Origin of the sequence: Sphingomonas sp. Leaf22, assembly GCF_001421715.1 — a bacterium.
GTDB lineage: Bacteria > Pseudomonadota > Alphaproteobacteria > Sphingomonadales > Sphingomonadaceae > Sphingomonas.
This window is the reverse complement of the sequence record NZ_LMKP01000042.1, coordinates 48,502-65,044: the sequence shown is the minus strand read 5'-3', so window position 1 is coordinate 65,044 and position 16,543 is coordinate 48,502. Positions and strand designations below refer to the sequence as shown.

The following is a 16,543-nucleotide window of genomic DNA, read 5'->3' as shown; positions in this document are numbered from 1 at the left end:
CGCGTTCCGCTCGCGGCAGCGATCCGGAACGTCCCTTCCGCCCCCCTACTTCATCAACACCAGTTCTTCGGCCATCGTCGGGTGCAGCGCGACGGTCTGGTCGAACTGATCCTTGGTCAGCCCGGCCTTCACCGCGATCGCCGCCGCCTGCAATATCTCCGGCGCGTCCGGCCCGATCATGTGCAGCCCGACGATCCGCCCGGTCACGTCGTCGCAGATCATCTTGTACAACGCGCGTTCGTTGCGCCCGGCCAGCACGTTCTTCATCGGGCGGAAGTCGGACAGATAGACCTTGACCGATCCCAGCTTCGACTTCGCCTCGCCCTCGGTCATGCCGACGCCGGCCATCGGCGGATGGCTGAATACCGCTGCCGGGATGCAGTCGTAATCGATCGTCACTTCTTTGCCGCCATAGGTCCGATCGGCGAACGCCTGTCCCTCGCGAATGGCGACCGGGGTCAGCTGTACGCGATTGGTGACGTCGCCGACCGCATAGATCGACGGACAGGACGACTGTGCCTTGTCGTCGACCTGTACCGCACCCTTGTCGTCCAGCGTGACGCCCGCCGACTCCAGCCCCAGCCCGTCGGTGTTCGGCACGCGCCCGGTCGCGAACATCACCATGTCGACCGTCACCGGCTCATGGTTCGACATCTTGACCGTCAGGCAGCCATCCTCGCCCTTCTCGATCCCCTCGAACGCGGCGTGGAATCGGAACTCGATCCCCTTGGTCATCGAGATTTGCAGCAACCGGTCGCGGATCGATTCGTCATAGCCGCGCAGGATCACGTCGGTGCGGTTGATGAGCGTGACGTGCGCGCCGAACTGGTGGAACACGCCGGCGAATTCATTGGCGATATAGCCCGCGCCCGCGATCAGGATGCGCTTGGGAATCGCGTCGAGATGAAAGGCTTCGTTCGATGTGATGCCGTGTTCGGAACCGGGGCAGTCGGGCACCGCCGGCCGCGCCCCGACCGCGATCAGGATGCGCTCGGCGGTCACTTCGCGCCCGCTGGCCAGCTTCACCGAATGCGGGCCGGTGACGGTCGCGCGCTCATGAATGATCTCGACGCCGTGATTTTCGAGCGTGCTGGTATAGGCACCGTTGATCCGGTCGACCTCGCTCAGCACATTGTCGCGCAGCCGTTGCCAGCTGAAGTTGCACTGCGTCGGCACGTCCCATCCGAACGCGTTCGCATCGCGCAGATCCTCGGCGAAATGCGCGCCGTACACCAGCAGCTTCTTGGGCACGCAGCCGCGGATGACGCAGGTACCGCCGACGCGATATTCCTCGGCCACCGCCACCTTCGCGCCATGCGCCGCCGACACGCGGGCGGCGCGGGTGCCGCCCGATCCCGCGCCGATGACGAAAAGGTCGTACTCGTAATCGCTCATGCAAGTCCTGCCCGTGCCAGAAGGTCGTTGGTCGACGCATCGAACGTCTGACCACCGCGATCGGCTGCCTTCGCCATTTCCTTGCCCAGCTCGACGCCGAACTGGTCGAACGGATTGATGCCGAGCAGTGCCGCGTTCACGAAGGTCCGCGCTTCGTAGAATGCGATCAGCGCCCCCAGCGCGCGGGCGTCGAGATCCTGCAACAGGATCGTCGTCGACGGCCGGTCGCCCGCATAGGCGCGCGCCGGATCGTCGTTATGCTTGCCCGCCATCAACGCCGCCCCCTGTGCGAACGCATTGAGCAGCAACTGCCGGTGATGGCCGGGGTCCAGCGTGTCGCCCGCCTCGACCACCGCGACGAATTCGAGCGGGACGATCCGCGTCCCCTGATGCAGCAGCTGGAACACCGCATGCTGCGCATCGGTGCCGACCCCGCCCCAGGTGATCGCCGCCGAATTGCGGCCGAGCGGCTCGCCGGCCGCCGTCACCGACTTGCCGTTCGATTCCATTTCGAGCTGCTGCAGATACGATGGCAGCAACCGCAGCCGCTCGTCATAGGCAAAGGTCGCGCGCGTCTCGCACCCTGCCACCTGCGAATAATAGAGGTCGGCAAAGGCGGCGAGGACCGGCGCGTTGTGCTGCAACTCGGTCAGCCGAAAATGGCGATCCATCTCGGCTGCGCCTTCGAGTAGTTCTTCATAGGCCTGGAAGCCCAGCGCCAGCGCGAACGGAAAGCCGATCGACGACCATAGCGAATAGCGCCCGCCGACGCTCTCCATGAACGGCAGCACGCGGGTTTCGTCGACGCCCCATTCCACCGCCTTGTCCGGCGCGGCGGTCAGCGCGATGACGCGGCCATAGGGGTCCTCGACCCCGCCCTCGCTCATCCACGCCAGCGCCGACCCGGCGTTCAGCATCGTCTCGGTGGTGGTGAAGGTCTTGGACGCGATGACCAGCAGCGTGGCGGCCGGATCGAAGCCCTTGAGCGCCTCCTCCATCGCCACGCCGTCGACGTTCGACACGATCGCGACGTCGTACTTGTCCTCATCGCGACCCAGCGCGTCGAAGATCAGGTCGGGACCGAGCGCCGATCCGCCGATGCCGACATGCAGGATGTGGCGGACCGGGCCGAACGCATCGGCCTCGATCGCGTCGATCACCTGCCGCATCCGCGCCTGGAACGCGCGCGCCTGCGCGACGTCCTCGGGATTGCCCTCGCCACGTTCGGCGGTGTGGGTCGCGGCGCGGCCCTCGGTGACGTTGATGACCTGCCCGCTGAACAGAGCGTCGCGCTTGGCGGCCAGTTCCATCGTCGTCGCCAGCCCGGTAAAGGCCGCCAGCGCGGCATCGTCGAGATGCGTCTTGGCAAAGTCGAAATGGATGCCGCCGACGTCGAGCGTCAGCTTGCCCAGCCGGTCGGGGTCGTTCGCGAACAGTTCGGTCAGCTTGGGTTGCTTCAGCGCTTCGATCGCGGACCAGTCCTGCATCGCCATATCGTGCCTCATCTGTCGTCGGTTGACTAACGACGTGCCCTAGGGCGGATGGCGGGGGCAGGTCCACACCCTTCTATCGTCACCCAACCGCTTGACGCCCCGCCCCGCCCCCCGCATGGGCGAAGCATGGCTCTCGACACCGTCCCCGCGACTCCCGCCAGCTCCAAGCCGAAGCGTTCGGAAGGGGCGGACCTGATGGTCTTCCTGCTGAAGCTGGCGATCGTGGTGTTCATCATCCGATCGTTCCTGTTCTCGCCCTTTTCGATTCCGTCGGGGTCGATGCAGCCGCGGCTGCTGATCGGCGACTATCTTTTCATCACCAAATGGAATTACGGCTATTCGCGCTATTCGCTGCCGTGGAACCTGCCGCTGATCCCGGGCCGCATCCTGCCGCGTACCCCGGCGCGGGGCGACGTGGTGGTGTTCAAGGCCCCGCCGACCGCCAGACAGGATTATATCAAGCGCGTGATCGGCATTCCCGGCGACACGGTGCAGATGCGCGGCGGCCAGCTGTTCCTGAACGGCAAGGCCATCCCGAAGCAGCGTATGCCCGATTTCGTCGTGCCGGTGTCGCCCAACACCGACTGCGCCTATGAATTTCAGCGCGTCGTCGCCGACAAGCCGGTCTGCGCCTATCCGCAATTCCGCGAGACGCTGCCGGGCGGAAAGAGCTACAACGTCCTCGACCTCGGCACGACCGAAGCCGACGATACCGGCGTGTTCACCGTGCCGACCGGCCACGCGTTCCTGATGGGCGACAATCGCGACGACAGCGCCGACAGCCGCTTCCCCGCACGCGAGGGCGGCGGGATCGGCATCGTGCCGCTTCAGAATATCGAGGGCAAGGCGGTCGTGAACTTCTTCTCGACCGACGGCTCGGCGCAGTGGCTGCTGCCATGGACATGGGTTTCGGCGGCACGGTGGAGCCGGATCGGGGAAGGCTTCTGAGCAACGCCCTGACCCGCTGGGTCGAACAGGCGCTGGGCCGCGCCCCGACCCGCATCGACGAATATCAGCGGGCGCTGACCCATGGCAGCACCGCGCAGGCGACCTATGAGCGGCTCGAGTTTCTCGGCGACCGCGTGCTCGGCCTGTCGGTCGCCGAATGGCTGTACGAACGCTTTCCCGCCGAAAGCGAAGGCGCGCTGTCGAAACGGTTCAACGCGCTGGTCACCGGCGCGGTCTGTGCCGACATCGCACGGGCGATCGGCGTCGTTCCCCATTTGAAACTCGGCAAGCAGGCGCGCGACGATGGCGCGGGCGACAGCGACAATGTGCTGGGCGACGTGATGGAGGCGCTGATCGGTGCCTTCTATCTCGACCACGGCCACGATGCCGCGCGCGCGCTGGTCCGCAACCTCTGGTCGTCGCGGATCGATGCGCAGCTACGCGTGCCGCGCCACCCGAAATCGGCGTTGCAGGAATGGGCCGCCGCGCATAACCGCCGCCCACCCGAATATGCGATCGTCGACAAGAGCGGCCCCGGCCATGCCCCGCGCTTCACCGTCCGCGTGACGGTCGGCAAACTCGCCGCGGTCGAGGCCACCGGCACGTCGAAGCAGGAGGCCGAGACCGCAGCGGCCAAGGCGATGCTGGCGCAACTCGGCGGATAGGCGGGTCCCGCTGCCCGGCGGCGGACAGCGACCGGCCCTGCCGCCTTATTTCGCGGCGCCGGTCTGCTTGTCGAATTCGGCCTTGGTTACGTTCAGCATCAGCCGGTTGCCCTTCACCGCGAACACGTCCGCCGGGATCATCGCCCGCGAACTGCCCGACAGCAGCTGAACACCCTCGGGCTTCACCGCCTCGATCGTGCCGAGCGCCGCGCCCGACGAATCATACACGTTCGCACCGACCAGCAGATCGGCGGCGACGGCCGGAACCATGCGATTGGTGTTACGCCGCGTCGGTCGGGCATTGGTCGTCGTGCCCGCTTCGTCGCGCAGATTGTCGAGCGCGAATTGCTGATCGCGATCGCTGGTGGCGCTGCGCGACGTATCGTTGCCCAGCCGGCCGTCGGTCGACGGGGCAGCACCACCGGGGGTCTGGGCCTGCGCCGCGCCCGCACCGAATATCAGCGCCGCCGCGACCAAAGCGAACCTTGCCGTCATGCTTCTCTCCTATGTCTATCGCATCGGACGATATTGTTTGCGCTAACGCTACGCCCACGCGCCCGACGTGGCAAAGGTTTCCGTCGTTACCGGCCACCCAGTACCCGCAACTCGATCCGCCACCACCCGATCGCCCACAGCGCGCCGAACAGCCACCCGGCCAGCACGTCGCTGGGCCAATGCACGCCCAGATAGACCCGGCTGACGCCGATCGCGACGACCAGCAGCACCGCCGCCGTCATCGCAAAGGCACGCGCCGCCGGACGCCGCAGCAACGGCCATGCCAGCGTCGCCAGCGTCAGATAGACGATCGCCGAATTGGCGGCATGGCCGCTGGGGAAACTGTTCGACGTCTCCGTCATCAGATGCGGGACCAGATCGGGCCGTGCCCGCGCCACCCCATGCTTGAGCGCCACATTGGCAAGCATGCCGCCGGTACAGGCCAGCGCGACCAGCGCCCCGGTGCGCCACCGCCCCATGCTGGCCAGCAGCAGCGTGACGAAGACGATGACGATCGTCAGCACGGTCGTACTGCCCAGCGCGGTGACGTCGCGCACCATCGACGCGAAACGTGCCGAACCGAGCGGTGCGCCATCGCTTCCGCGCAATGCCAGCAGCAACCGCCGGTCGAGCGCGAAGGTATCGCCCTCCACGACCCGCGTCCCCAGAAAGAACAGGACCAGCAACAGGCATCCGGCGATCGCGATGCCGATGATGCTCCATGGCAACCGGCGGGACGGACGGGGTTCGGGGCGCAGCGGATCGACCATGCCGACCGAACGCGGCACGCGACGAAACGGACGCCCGTCGCCACGTACAATCGCTTCAGGCAGCGGCCGGCAGCGCCGCCGGTTCGATCGCGCCCGGAATACGGAACTGCGCCAGCGACCGCGCAAGCGCATCGGCCCCGGTCAACAACCGGGCCAGCGTCTCGCCCGCCTCGCCCGCGGCCACCGCATTGCGTTCGGTGACGCCGGCGATGTCGCGCATCCGCCCGTCCACGTCCTGCACGTCGCGCGCCTGCCGCTCGGCCGCGCCCGCCAGATCGGTGACCAGCGTCGACATCTCCTTCACATCGCGCAGGATCGAGGCCAGCTTGCCGCTGGCCGCCCCGACCAGATCGACGCCCTCGACCGCGCACGACCGGGCGGACGACAGCGACTGGGCGATGTCGTGGCTCGCCACCCGCAACCGCGTGGCGAGCTGACTGACTTCGCGTGCGACGACCGCGAAACCATTGCCCGCCGCGCCGGCACGGGCCGCCTCCATCTGCGCGTTGAGGGCCAGCAGATGCGTCTGTTCGGCGATCGAGCGGACCAGCCCGCCGATCGCGCCGATCTGTTCCGAACTCTCGTCGATCCGTGCCATCGCCCGCACCGCCTCCGCCACGGTCCGGCGCGACTGTTCGGCGGCCTGCCCGGTCGAATGCGCAACCTCGGCGACCCGCCGAACCCCGACGGTGTTGCGGTCGATCAGGGCCGTGACCTGCGTCAACCGATCGCCGACCACGCCGATCGCGTCCGACTGTTCGATGGTCCGCTGGGTCAGTTGTTCCGCGACGACGACGACGCTGCGCGTCTCGCAGTCGACCGCCCGCACCATCTGGTCGACCCGGGCCAGCAAGCCACCCAGTTGCGCCAGCGCCGAATCATAATCCTGTTTCAGCACCGCCGCATCGCCCGACAGCCCGGCGTGCAGGCGGAAAGTCAGATCGCCCCGTGCGATCGCGGCCAGTCCCGCGCCGATGATGCGGATGGTATCGCGGTCGCGCTCGGCATCGATCCGGACGCGCCGGGCCGCATCCTCGGCGTCGCGGGCATGGGCGTCGGTCAACCGCCGCGCTTCGGCTTCCAGCCGCTCATTCTCGATGCCGGCAACGCGGAAGACTTCCAGCGACCGGGCGATCCGGCCGATCTCGTCGCGCCGCTTGCGATGCTCCGGCGCTATGCTGACCGCGAAATCGCGCCGTGCCAACGCATCGACGATGCCGGTCAGCCGCGCCAGCGGGACCGCGATCGACTGCGTCAGCAGCCATCCCATGGCCGCGGCGATCGCCATCAGGCCGATACCGCCCCCGCCCAGCGCGATGAAGGCGTGTTTCATCGTCTCGTGCAATTCCGCCTCGCGGATGGCGATGCGCCGTTCCTCGCTGTCGCGTACCGCTTCGATCATCTTGTTGATGTAGGTCACCCGCGCCTTTGCACCGGCCGCGATCAACACCTGTGCCGCTCGTTCTCGCCCGCCCGGCTCCCGCGCCATCGTTACCAGCGGGTCGCTGTAATGCCGGCTCCAGTCGGCAAAGGCGATGACCGCGTCGCGCAGCAAGGCGCGCTGTTCCGGCCGATCGACCAGCGTCGACAAGGTCCGCATCGACCCGACGAACTGCGCGCGCCCTTCGTAATAGGTGTCGAGATAGTCGAAATTGCCGGTCAGCAGCACGCCGCGCAGTTGGGAGTTGACGCGGATCACGCCCTTTTCGGCGATGTGCGACAGGCGGATGATCTTGGCACTTTGCTGATTGAGGTCCGCCGATCGGTGGATCGAATCGATCTGGTGCGCGACCAGCGCAATCATCACGATCGCGGTCGCCAGCAAGATGCCGAACGCGATCGTCAGCTTCGTGCGCGTGGAGCCGTCCCGAAACCGGATCATCGCTCTTTGCACCCGCATCAACGGTCCCATCCCCTTTGCCGATCCCTTGGCCGTCGCCACCGACCGGACCGCTTCGGACGCCCATCTCGCGATACCATTTTCTCGGCCAAGATACGCGAAGATGGCTAACAAGCGCCTAACGCGACGATTACCTGTTCCGCAAAGACCAGGCAGGGTCGTCGTCATCGGTTTTCGACGACCGGTCTTTCGATTGATTACGCTCTTAACCAAACGACAAATAAATCCTGCCAGATCGCATCGACGATAATTGCGGGGAGGATGAAGATGGGTCTGAGTCTGTCGACGACGGCAATGGCATGGGTATTGGCCGCGGCACCGGCGCTTTCGACGGAGCCGCCGCAGCAACCGGCGGGTGCGGATACCGTGACGACCGGCGTTGCCAAGGGCCGCGACCGACTCGACAGCGCGACGTCGACCAGCGTCCTGCGCGAAGCCGAGATCGCCAACCTGGCACCGCGTTCGATCGGCGAACTGCTGCGCGACATTCCGGGTGTGCTGGCCGAAGCACCGACCGGCGACGGCATCTCGAACATCACCATTCGCGGCCTGCCGCTATCGTCTTCGGGCGCGAAGTTCATCCAGTTGCAGGAAGACGGCCTGCCGGTCATGGAGTTCGGCGACATCGTCGGGGCCAGCGCCGACACCGCACTGCGCGTCGACCTGAACCTCGCGCAGGTAGAGGCGATCCGCGGCGGCTCCGCATCGACCTTCGCCTCGAACGCGCCGGGCGGCATCATCAACTTCATCTCGAAAACCGGCGAACGCGATGGCGGCGCAGTGGCACTCAGCGCCGGACTCGATTTCGACCAGTATCGTGCCGATTTCGACTATGGCCGCCGGATCGACGCCAATACCCGCTTTCATATCGGTGGCTTCTATCGTCAGGGCGAGGGTGTGCGCCGCATCGGTTTCGACGGGCAGCGCGGCGGCCAGATCAAGGCGAACGTCACCCGCGAATTCACCGGCGGCTATATCCGGCTGTACGGCAAATATCTCGACGACCGCTCGCCATCCTATGACTCGGTCCCGCTCCGTATTTCGGGCAGCAACGACGACCCCGAACTGCGCGCCGTCGCCAATTTCGATCCGACCCGCGACACGCTGTCGACCCGCGCGCTGCAATCCTTCGTCGTGCTCGACGAACGCAACCAGCCGATCGTCGAGGATATCCGCAAGGGCCAGCACGTCAGGCAACTCGCCTTCGGCGTCGAAACCGCGGTGACGCTCGGCGACTGGACGGTCATCGACCGCTTCCGCGTGTCGAGCCGCAGCGGCGGGCTGGTCGGTCCGTTCACCGCACTGTACCTGACGCCGGCGGCGGCCCTCGCCCGGCTCGGCGCGACCGGCGGCAGCTTCCGCTACGCCAGCGGCGCGAACGCCGGCACGTCGATCGCCGATCCGACCGCGCTCAACGGCAACGGGCTGATCGGCATCTACAATATCCGCGACCGGCGGCAGGCCGATGTCGGCAACGTCACCAACGACCTGCGCGCCAGCCGCGTGTGGAAGGTCGGCGACGGCGATCTGACCACCACCGCCGGCTTCTATGCCGCGCGGCAGGCGATCGACACCTCGATCCTGTACGGCACGGCGATCACCGAGGTGAAGGGCGGCGGCGATGCCGAGCTGCTCGACGTCTTCACCAGCGCCGGCGTGGCGCGCACCGCGGGCGGCATCTATGCCCATAACCCGTTGTCGGGCACGCAGCGCCGCACGCTCCGCCTGAACTACAGCGTCAACGCGCCGTTCGCGTCGGCCAATTACAAGATTGGCCGCGTGTCGATCGGCGGCAGCCTGCGCTACGACGTCGGCAGTGCCAAGGGGCAGGTGTTCGGCGTCGAACTGGGCGGTGGCCGGGTCGGACAGGTCGCCCGCGACATCGATGGCGACGGCGTGATCTCCGCGCCCGAACAGCGCGTCGGCGTGACCCCGACCGCACCGGGGCTGGTCGACTATACCTATCGTTATCTGTCCTATTCGACCGGCGTGAACTTCCGCATCGCCGAGCCGCTGGCGGTGTTCGCCCGCTACAGCCGGGGTGCGCGGGCCAATGCCGACCGCATCACCTTCGGTTCGGTCATCGATAATGCGACCGGCCGGCTCGCCATTCCGTCCGCCGCCTACGACCCGGTCAAGCAGGCCGAGATCGGCGTGAAATACCGCCAGCCGAACCTGACGCTGAACCTGACCGGCTTCCATGTCGATGCGCAGGATTCGAACATCAACACCTCGACCGGGGCGGTGATCGCCCGCGATTACAATGCGAAGGGTCTGGAATTCGAAGGCGGGTTCCGCATGGGGCTGTTCAGCCTGAACGGCGGCGCGACCTATACCGACGCCACCATCGTCCGCGACCGGGTCGATCTGACCGTCAACGGCAACAAGCCGCGCCATCAGGCCAGCCTGATCTTTCAGGCGACGCCGCAGATCAGCACCGACCGGTTCGCGGTAGGCGCGGTGTTGATCGGCACCACCGACAGCTTCGCGCAGGACGTCAACCTGCTGAAGATGCCGGGCTATGTCACCACCAACGCCTTTGCACAGGTCCATGCGACCGGCCGGCTGCTGCTGTCGCTGAACGCCACCAACCTGTTCGACGTGGTGGCGCTGACCGGCATCGACGAGGACCGCATCCCGACCAGCGGCATCGTGCGCGGACGCCTGCTCAACGGCCGCGCCATTTCAGCCACGGCACGGTTCGATTTCTGAAGGTGCGGTGGTGAGCCCGTCGGGATTCGAACCCGAGACCTACAGATTAAAAGTCCGTTGCTCTACCAACTGAGCTACGGGCCCACGAAGCGACGTCCCCTAATCTCGCGGACGGGCGCGGTCAACCAGATGATGGAGGTGCCGCACCGTCCGTCCGCTCACCGGATCGCGCCAGTCGCCCGCGATCCGGACGAGCGGACCGAGCACGAAGTCGCGCTCGCGAAAGCTGATATGCGGCACGGTCAGCCCCGGCCCCGACCAGCATCCCCCCGACCACAGGACGATGTCGAGGTCGAGGACGCGCGATCCCCAGCGCCGCCCGCGCCGCCGCCCGAACGCCTGTTCGATCGCCTTCAACCGGATCAGCAGCGCCGGCGGCGACAAATCGCTGTCGATCAGCACCGCCGTGTTGGCATAGCGCCGCAGCGACGGCCCCAGCGGCGCGCTGCCGATGACCGGCGCGACCGCGCTTACCCCCTGCAGCGCCGCGATCGCCGCGCGGATCGCGGCGGCCGGACCGCCATGTCGCCCCCGCCGGTTCGATCCGATCGCAATCGCATAGGTTGAGGTCGTCATCGCCCGCGCCTATCGCGCGGACATGGAAATCACCACCCCCGCCCCGCTCGACCCCGACGCCACAATCCCCGCCCCGCTCGAAGCCGCTCCCGCCGCCGAGCCGTCCGCTGCCGAACCGTCGCGCGACTGCCCGCGCTGCCCACGCCTTGTCGACCTGCGCGAAAAGCTGCGCATCGAACATCCGACATGGTGGAACGCGCCGGTGCCGGTGCTGGCCGATCCCGATCCGTGGCTGGCGATCATTGGCCTCGCGCCGGGATTGCAGGGTGCCAACCGCACCGCCCGCCCGTTTACCGGCGACCGGTCGGGGCCGCTGTTCTGGGACACGCTGATCGCCGCCGGGCTGGCCGAGGGCACCTATACCGGCCGGGTCGAGGACGCGCCCGTGCCCAAGGGGATCGCGATCATTAACGCCGTCCGCTGCTTGCCGCCCGAAAACAAGCCGTCGCCTGAGGAAATCCGCACGTGCCGCCCGTTCCTCGACGCCGATCTGGCGGCGATGCCGTCGCTGCGCGTCGTCGTCGCGCTGGGGGCCATCGCGCACCAGTCGGCGGTCAAAGTGCTGGGCGGTCGCCTGCCCAAGGCACCGTTCGCGCATCTGGCCGAACACACCATGCCCGGCGGGATCACGCTGATCGATAGCTATCACTGCTCGCGCTACAACCAGAATACCGGGCGACTGACGCCCGAGATGTTCGCGGCGGTCTTCGCCCGCGCGATCGAACTGCGCGAGGCACGCTGAATCCGCTTGTGCGGCGGCACCGGCCCGGTAGCGTGGCCGGCAGAGAATATAGGGGGAATTGCCACATGGATCGCCGCCATTTCGTCGCGCTGATGGCGCTCGCGCCGCTGGCCGGCAGCTTTCCGGCGTTGGCGCAAACCGGTCCGGCCGGCGATTTCGCGCGGCTGTCGAAACGCTATCTCGACGGCATGGCGAAGCTGCATCCGGGCTATGCCACCGCACTCGGCAATCACGCCCATGACAGCGAGGTCGAGGACCTGTCCGCCGCCGGTCGCGCCCGCGATGCCGAGTTTCTGCGCGCAACGCTGCTCGAACTGAACGCCATTCCCCGCGAGACACTGTCGCGCGACGATCAGGTCGATGCGGCGTTGCTCGACAACGACCTGCGCTATCAATTGTGGACGCTCGAAGTCCTGCAACCCTTTGCATGGGACCCGCAGGGGGCGGCCGGTACCATTTCCGGCGGCCTGTACGCGCTGGCCGCGCGCGACTTCGCGCCATGGCCGCAGCGGCTGCGATCGGCGACGCGGCGGATGGAACAGGTACCGACCATGTATGCGCAGATGCGCGCCAGCATCGTCCCCGAACGCGTCCCCGCCATCTACGCCACCACCGTCGCCAAACAGAATGACGGCATCCTGCAGATCGTCGAGACGATGCTGGCACCCCACCGCGCCACGCTGAACCGCGGCGACCGTGCGAAGTTCGACCGCGCCGTCGCGACGCTGAAGACCGCGACCGCCGAACAGCAACGCTGGCTCGACACGGTGCTGGTACCCGCCGCCAAGGGCGAATTCCGCCTGTCGCCCGAATTATACGATCAGAAGGTGAAGTTCGCGCTCCTGTCGCCGCTGTCGCGGACCGAGATCAAGGCCCGCGCCGTCCGCGCCGCCGCCGACACCCGCGCCGAGATGTACGAACAGGCGCGCATGGTGCTGCGCGGTCGCCCCAAGGCCCCGGCCACGCCCGCCAGACCGACCCCGGTGCAGCAACAAAAGGCGATCGAGGCCGCCCTCGAAATGAGCTATGCCCGCCGCCCGACCCGGTCGCAGGTGATGCCGAAGGCGCGCGCGACGCTCGAACAGGCGACGGCGTTCGTGCGCGAGAAGAAGCTGGTGCGGGTGCCGACCACCCCGGTCCAGATCATCGAGATGCCGAAATTCCAGCAGGGTGTCGCCGTCGCCTATTGCGACAGCCCCGGCCCGCTCGAAAAGAATCTCGGCACCTTCTATGCCGTGTCGCCGATCCCGGCCGACTGGACCGACGCGCAGACGACCTCGTTCCTGCGCGAATATAATGATTACATGCTCCACGACCTGTCGATCCATGAAGCGATGCCGGGCCATTACCTCCAGATTGCGCACAGCAACGAGAATAAGTCGGTGCTGCGCGCGGTATTGTCGTCGGGTCCGTTCGTCGAAGGCTGGGCGGTCTATGCCGAACGGCTGATGGCGGATGCCGACTATCTCGACGGTGATCCGCTGTTCAAGCTGACCGTGCTCAAGATGCGGATGCGGTCGATCACCAACACCCTTCTCGACATCGGCATCCATACCGAGGGGCTGACCGAAGCACAGGCGATGAAGCTGATGATGGAAGGCGCATTCCAGCAGGAGCGCGAGGCCGCCGGCAAATGGACCCGCGCCCGGCTGGGGTCGACGCAGTTACTCAGCTATTTCGTGGGGTATAGCGAGCATATGGACATGCGTCGCGAAGCCGAACGTCGCGCGGGCGGCAGGTTCGACCTGATGCGCTACAACAATAGCGCGATCTCACACGGATCGCCGCCGGTGCGGTTCGTCCGCGCGCTGATGTTCGACGAACCGATCATCTGAACTGCTCCCGGCACGGGGAGGAAGGGTTACGGATTCAGGTTCGCGACGACGCAAAATCCTCCCCGTACCGGGGAGGATCAGTGCGCTGCAAAGGCCCCGCGATATTCGGGCTTCACCGCGCGCAGCACCGCCGCCGTCACCGGCAGCGTGTGCTCATACGGACCCTCGGCATAGGACCCGACGACATACTGGTCGGCGATCACGCCGATCCGGTCGAACGCCCGTCCGGTCGACGACCCGAGCAACACCGTGACATCCTTGACCGGTGGGCATTGGCCGAAGATGGTATCGCCGGCATCCTGCCCGACGCGGCGCGTGCGCTCGGCCCGCATCCAACGGCACCACGGCGTCATCACCGCCGACCGGAACGCGGCGGTCGAGACGAACAGCGCGGTGGCATCCATGCGCCGCCCCGCCCGCTTGTCCCAGACGAGGCCGCCCGACGCACCATTGCCATGCGCACCGCCGGTATCGCTGTAGCTGGACGACGACAGGCTGAGGAAGCGCAGTGTATTTGCCACGACCTGCCACCCGGTCTGCATGTCGAACGCCCGGAACGGCACGCCGGCCGCCTTCGCCTCCCGGCGTACGTCGGCTGCGGCACGGGCGAGCCATCTATGCTGCCGCGCCTTCTCCGCGTCGAGCCACGCCTTGAGCGGCGCGATGCGGGCGGCCTCTACCGGGTAGCTGTAGTCGAATGAAAAATCGGCGGTTGTCTGCGCGACCGCGGGCAGCACCATCGCCGCCAGCATCGGTACGGCGATCGTCAACCTGGCCCGCATCCTCCGCGATCAGTCGGCGAACAACAGCACCGGCGTTTCGATCAGCCGCTTCAACGCCTGGACATAGCTGGCGGCATCATGGCCGTCGACGACGCGGTGATCGCAGCTGATCGACAGGTTCATGCATTTGGCCTTCACGATCTCCTCGCCGCCGCCAGCACGCGCGCGGAACACCGGACGCTCGACGATGCGGTTCGGACCGATGATCGCGACTTCGGGACGGTTGATGACCGGCGTGGTCGCAATCCCGCCCAGCGGCCCCAGCGAGGTGACCGTGATCGTGCCGCCCGACAGTTCCTCCGACGTCGCCTTGCCGGTCCGCGCGGCTTCGGCCAGCCGAACGATCTCGGTCGCGAGCTGCCACGGGTTCAGGTCCTGCGCGTCTCGGATCACCGGCACCATCAGCCCGGCATCGGTCTGTGCCGCCATGCCCAGATGCACCCGCCCGAACCGCGTCACCACCCCTGCTTCGTCATCGTAACGCGCGTTGAGCATCGGGAAATCGGGCAGCGTGCGGCAGATCGCGACGATCAGCAGCGGCAACATGGTCAGCTTCGGCCGGGACCCACGGCCTGCGTTCAAGTCGGCGCGCATCGCCTCCATCGCGGTGACGTCGATTTCCTCGACATAGGTGAAGTGCGGGATGTGGCGCTTGGCCGCCGCCATGTTCTCGGCGATGCGGCGGCGCATGCCGATGACCTTGACGGTTTCGTCCGGGCGGGTGCGGGAGGCGTTGGGGGCACGATAACCCTGCGCGCTGCCGTAGCGGAGGTACGCGTCGAGGTCGGCGTGGCGGATATGGGGGCCGTCATGGTGGACGGCGGACAGGTCGATGCCAAGGTCGGCCGCGCGGGCGCGAACGGCGGGTGAGGCCAAAACTCCTCCCCGTTCACGGGGAGGAATTGCGACCTCCTCCAAGCCCGGATTTTCCGCCTCGACCCGCTCGGGCTCGGCCGGCTGCACGACCTCTTCGGCCGTCTCGATCACGACCAGCGTCGCGCCGATCGCCACCTGATCGCCCGGCTCGCCCGCCAGTTCGACCACCGTGCCCGCGACCGGGCTTTCCATTTCGACCGTCGCCTTGTCGGTCATCATGTCGGCAAGGCGTCCGTCTTCCTCGACACGGTCGCCGACGCCCACGTGCCACGCGACGATCTCGGCCTCGGAAATGCCTTCACCGATGTCGGGCAGGCGGAAGGAGAAACGTGCCATGGCGGTCAGTCCTGCATGATTTTCTTGAGCGCCTGTCCGATGCGGACCGGCCCCGGGAAATACGCCCATTCGAGGCTGTGCGGATACGGCGTGTCGAAGCCGGTCACACGCTCGATCGGCGCTTCGAGATGGTGGAAACAGCGTTCCTGCACCAGCGCCGACAATTCGGCACCGAAGCCGCCCGTTCGGGTCGCCTCGTGCACGATCATGCAGCGGCCGGTCTTCTTCACCGACGCCTCGATCGCCTCGATATCGAGGGGCACGAGCGTGCGCAGGTCGAGGATTTCGGCGTCGATTTCGGCCGCTTCCACGGTCGCCTGCGCGACATGGACCATCGTGCCATAGGCGAGGATCGTCAGGTCCGCGCCTTCGCGCACGACCTTCGCCTTGCCCAGTTCGATCCGGTAATAGTCCTCGGGCACCTCGCCTTGCGGATGTTTCGACCAGTTCTGCGCCGGCTTGTCCCAATTGCCGTCGAACGGGCCGTTATAGATGCGCTTGGGTTCGAAGAAGAGGACCGGGTCATTGTCCTCGATCGCGGCGATCAGCAGCCCCTTGGCATCATAGGGCGTCGACGGGATCACCGTCTTGATGCCCGATACGTGGGTGAAGATGCCTTCGGGCGACTGGCTGTGCGTCTGCCCGCCGAAGATGCCGCCGCCGAACGGCGAGCGGACCGTGATCGGCGCGATGAAGTCACCCGCCGAGCGATAGCGCAGCCGCGCCGCCTCGCTGACCAGCTGGTCGAGCGCCGGATAGATGTAATCGGCGAACTGGATTTCGGGCACCGGACGCAGGCCATAGGCCCCCATGCCGACCGCGACGCCGATGATGCCGCATTCGGTGATCGGCGTGTCGAACACGCGCGTCTTGCCATATTTGTTCTGCAGGCCCGCCGTCGCGCGGAACACCCCGCCGAAATAACCGACATCCTCGCCCATCACGATCACGTTCGGATCGCGATCCATCATGACATCCATGGCGGAGTTGATCGCCTGGATCATGTTCATCCGCGCCA

14 protein-coding genes and 1 tRNA gene are annotated in these 16,543 nt (G+C 66.8%); 5 read left to right on the top strand and 10 right to left on the bottom strand.

Features of this window, described 5'->3' with window-relative positions:
• Nucleotides 1–45: 45 nt before the first annotated feature.
• Entirely contained in the window at nucleotides 46–1,395 is a 1,350-nt protein-coding gene (gene gorA, locus ASE70_RS16150) for a glutathione-disulfide reductase (protein WP_056507066.1), read from the bottom strand.
• Nucleotides 1,392–2,900: a glucose-6-phosphate isomerase gene (pgi, locus tag ASE70_RS16145; RefSeq protein ID WP_235520000.1), complete on the bottom strand. Its 1,509-nt coding sequence runs from the start codon at nucleotides 2,898–2,900 to the stop codon at nucleotides 1,392–1,394. The genes gorA and pgi overlap by 4 nt, the downstream gene beginning before the upstream one ends.
• Before the next feature lie 114 nt (nucleotides 2,901–3,014).
• On the opposite strand from pgi, the gene lepB reads away from it, so the two are divergent.
• On the top strand, nucleotides 3,015–3,836 hold the full coding sequence (lepB, locus tag ASE70_RS16140) for a signal peptidase I (protein WP_056507064.1): 822 nt from the start codon (nucleotides 3,015–3,017) through the stop codon (nucleotides 3,834–3,836).
• Complete coding sequence (gene rnc / locus ASE70_RS16135) at nucleotides 3,791–4,501, top strand: ribonuclease III (protein WP_082451083.1); 711 nt, start codon at nucleotides 3,791–3,793, stop codon at nucleotides 4,499–4,501. The genes lepB and rnc overlap by 46 nt, the downstream gene beginning before the upstream one ends.
• A gap of 45 nt (nucleotides 4,502–4,546) precedes the next feature.
• On the opposite strand, the gene ASE70_RS16130 is transcribed toward rnc, so the two are convergent.
• The 3 genes from ASE70_RS16130 to ASE70_RS16120 all read right to left on the bottom strand — a co-directional run bounded on the left by ASE70_RS16130 (nucleotide 4,547) and on the right by ASE70_RS16120 (nucleotide 7,648).
• Nucleotides 4,547–4,996: a hypothetical protein gene (locus ASE70_RS16130; protein ID WP_156347241.1), complete on the bottom strand. Its 450-nt coding sequence runs from the start codon at nucleotides 4,994–4,996 to the stop codon at nucleotides 4,547–4,549.
• Nucleotides 4,997–5,082: 86 nt separating this feature from the next.
• Nucleotides 5,083–5,784 carry a phosphatase PAP2 family protein gene (locus ASE70_RS16125; protein WP_056394619.1) on the bottom strand — a complete coding sequence of 234 codons (702 nt, stop codon included), beginning with the start codon at nucleotides 5,782–5,784 and terminating at the stop codon, nucleotides 5,083–5,085.
• Between the two features lie 37 nt (nucleotides 5,785–5,821).
• Nucleotides 5,822–7,648 carry a methyl-accepting chemotaxis protein gene (locus ASE70_RS16120; RefSeq protein ID WP_056507061.1) on the bottom strand — a complete coding sequence of 609 codons (1,827 nt, stop codon included), beginning with the start codon at nucleotides 7,646–7,648 and terminating at the stop codon, nucleotides 5,822–5,824.
• Between the two features lie 285 nt (nucleotides 7,649–7,933).
• Here ASE70_RS16120 and ASE70_RS16115 point away from each other — a divergent pair, with 285 nt between their 5' ends.
• Nucleotides 7,934–10,378 (top strand): TonB-dependent receptor domain-containing protein, encoded by a 2,445-nt coding sequence (locus tag ASE70_RS16115; protein ID WP_235519999.1) that lies wholly within the window; start codon nucleotides 7,934–7,936, stop codon nucleotides 10,376–10,378.
• Nucleotides 10,379–10,386: 8 nt separating this feature from the next.
• Here the strand turns inward: ASE70_RS16115 and ASE70_RS16110 are convergent.
• A tRNA-Lys gene (locus tag ASE70_RS16110) sits at nucleotides 10,387–10,462 on the bottom strand.
• A 15-nt stretch (nucleotides 10,463–10,477) separates the two neighbouring features.
• The gene (folK, locus tag ASE70_RS16105; protein WP_056507054.1) at nucleotides 10,478–10,954 is read right to left on the bottom strand and encodes a 2-amino-4-hydroxy-6-hydroxymethyldihydropteridine diphosphokinase; all 477 of its coding nucleotides are present in this window, start codon (nucleotides 10,952–10,954) and stop codon (nucleotides 10,478–10,480) included.
• A gap of 22 nt (nucleotides 10,955–10,976) precedes the next feature.
• Between folK and ASE70_RS16100 the strand changes: the two genes are divergently transcribed.
• Nucleotides 10,977–11,696 (top strand): uracil-DNA glycosylase, encoded by a 720-nt coding sequence (locus ASE70_RS16100; RefSeq protein WP_082451081.1) that lies wholly within the window; start codon nucleotides 10,977–10,979, stop codon nucleotides 11,694–11,696.
• Between the two features lie 65 nt (nucleotides 11,697–11,761).
• Nucleotides 11,762–13,531, top strand: coding sequence for a DUF885 domain-containing protein (locus ASE70_RS16095; RefSeq protein WP_056507051.1), 1,770 nt, complete (start codon nucleotides 11,762–11,764; stop codon nucleotides 13,529–13,531).
• 77 nt (nucleotides 13,532–13,608) lie between these two features.
• On the opposite strand, the gene ASE70_RS16090 is transcribed toward ASE70_RS16095, so the two are convergent.
• Genes ASE70_RS16090 through ASE70_RS16080 form a run of 3 tightly spaced genes read right to left on the bottom strand, consistent with a single transcriptional unit; the run spans nucleotide 13,609 to nucleotide 16,535 of the window.
• Nucleotides 13,609–14,313: a PdaC/SigV domain-containing protein gene (locus tag ASE70_RS16090; protein WP_056507049.1), complete on the bottom strand. Its 705-nt coding sequence runs from the start codon at nucleotides 14,311–14,313 to the stop codon at nucleotides 13,609–13,611.
• A gap of 9 nt (nucleotides 14,314–14,322) precedes the next feature.
• Complete coding sequence (locus tag ASE70_RS16085) at nucleotides 14,323–15,525, bottom strand: dihydrolipoamide acetyltransferase family protein (RefSeq protein ID WP_056507046.1); 1,203 nt, start codon at nucleotides 15,523–15,525, stop codon at nucleotides 14,323–14,325.
• A 5-nt stretch (nucleotides 15,526–15,530) separates the two neighbouring features.
• Nucleotides 15,531–16,535, bottom strand: coding sequence for an alpha-ketoacid dehydrogenase subunit beta (locus tag ASE70_RS16080; protein ID WP_056507278.1), 1,005 nt, complete (start codon nucleotides 16,533–16,535; stop codon nucleotides 15,531–15,533).
• Nucleotides 16,536–16,543 lie beyond the last annotated feature (8 nt).

Bases quoted from the DNA above. Each gene is read 5' to 3' on its own strand.
- ASE70_RS16100 (WP_082451081.1), top strand. From the start codon at position 10,977: ATGGAAATCACCACCCCCGCCCCGCTCGACCCCGACGCCACAATCCCC.
- ASE70_RS16080 (WP_056507278.1), bottom strand. From the start codon at position 16,535: ATGAACATGATCCAGGCGATCAACTCCGCCATGGATGTCATGATGGAT.
- lepB (WP_056507064.1), top strand. From the start codon at position 3,015: ATGGCTCTCGACACCGTCCCCGCGACTCCCGCCAGCTCCAAGCCGAAG.
- rnc (WP_082451083.1), top strand. From the start codon at position 3,791: ATGGGTTTCGGCGGCACGGTGGAGCCGGATCGGGGAAGGCTTCTGAGC.
- gorA (WP_056507066.1), bottom strand. From the start codon at position 1,395: ATGAGCGATTACGAGTACGACCTTTTCGTCATCGGCGCGGGATCGGGC.
- ASE70_RS16115 (WP_235519999.1), top strand. From the start codon at position 7,934: ATGGGTCTGAGTCTGTCGACGACGGCAATGGCATGGGTATTGGCCGCG.
- ASE70_RS16085 (WP_056507046.1), bottom strand. From the start codon at position 15,525: ATGGCACGTTTCTCCTTCCGCCTGCCCGACATCGGTGAAGGCATTTCC.
- ASE70_RS16130 (WP_156347241.1), bottom strand. From the start codon at position 4,996: ATGACGGCAAGGTTCGCTTTGGTCGCGGCGGCGCTGATATTCGGTGCG.
- folK (WP_056507054.1), bottom strand. From the start codon at position 10,954: ATGACGACCTCAACCTATGCGATTGCGATCGGATCGAACCGGCGGGGG.
- ASE70_RS16095 (WP_056507051.1), top strand. From the start codon at position 11,762: ATGGATCGCCGCCATTTCGTCGCGCTGATGGCGCTCGCGCCGCTGGCC.
- pgi (WP_235520000.1), bottom strand. From the start codon at position 2,900: ATGAGGCACGATATGGCGATGCAGGACTGGTCCGCGATCGAAGCGCTG.
- ASE70_RS16120 (WP_056507061.1), bottom strand. From the start codon at position 7,648: ATGATCCGGTTTCGGGACGGCTCCACGCGCACGAAGCTGACGATCGCG.
- ASE70_RS16090 (WP_056507049.1), bottom strand. From the start codon at position 14,313: ATGCGGGCCAGGTTGACGATCGCCGTACCGATGCTGGCGGCGATGGTG.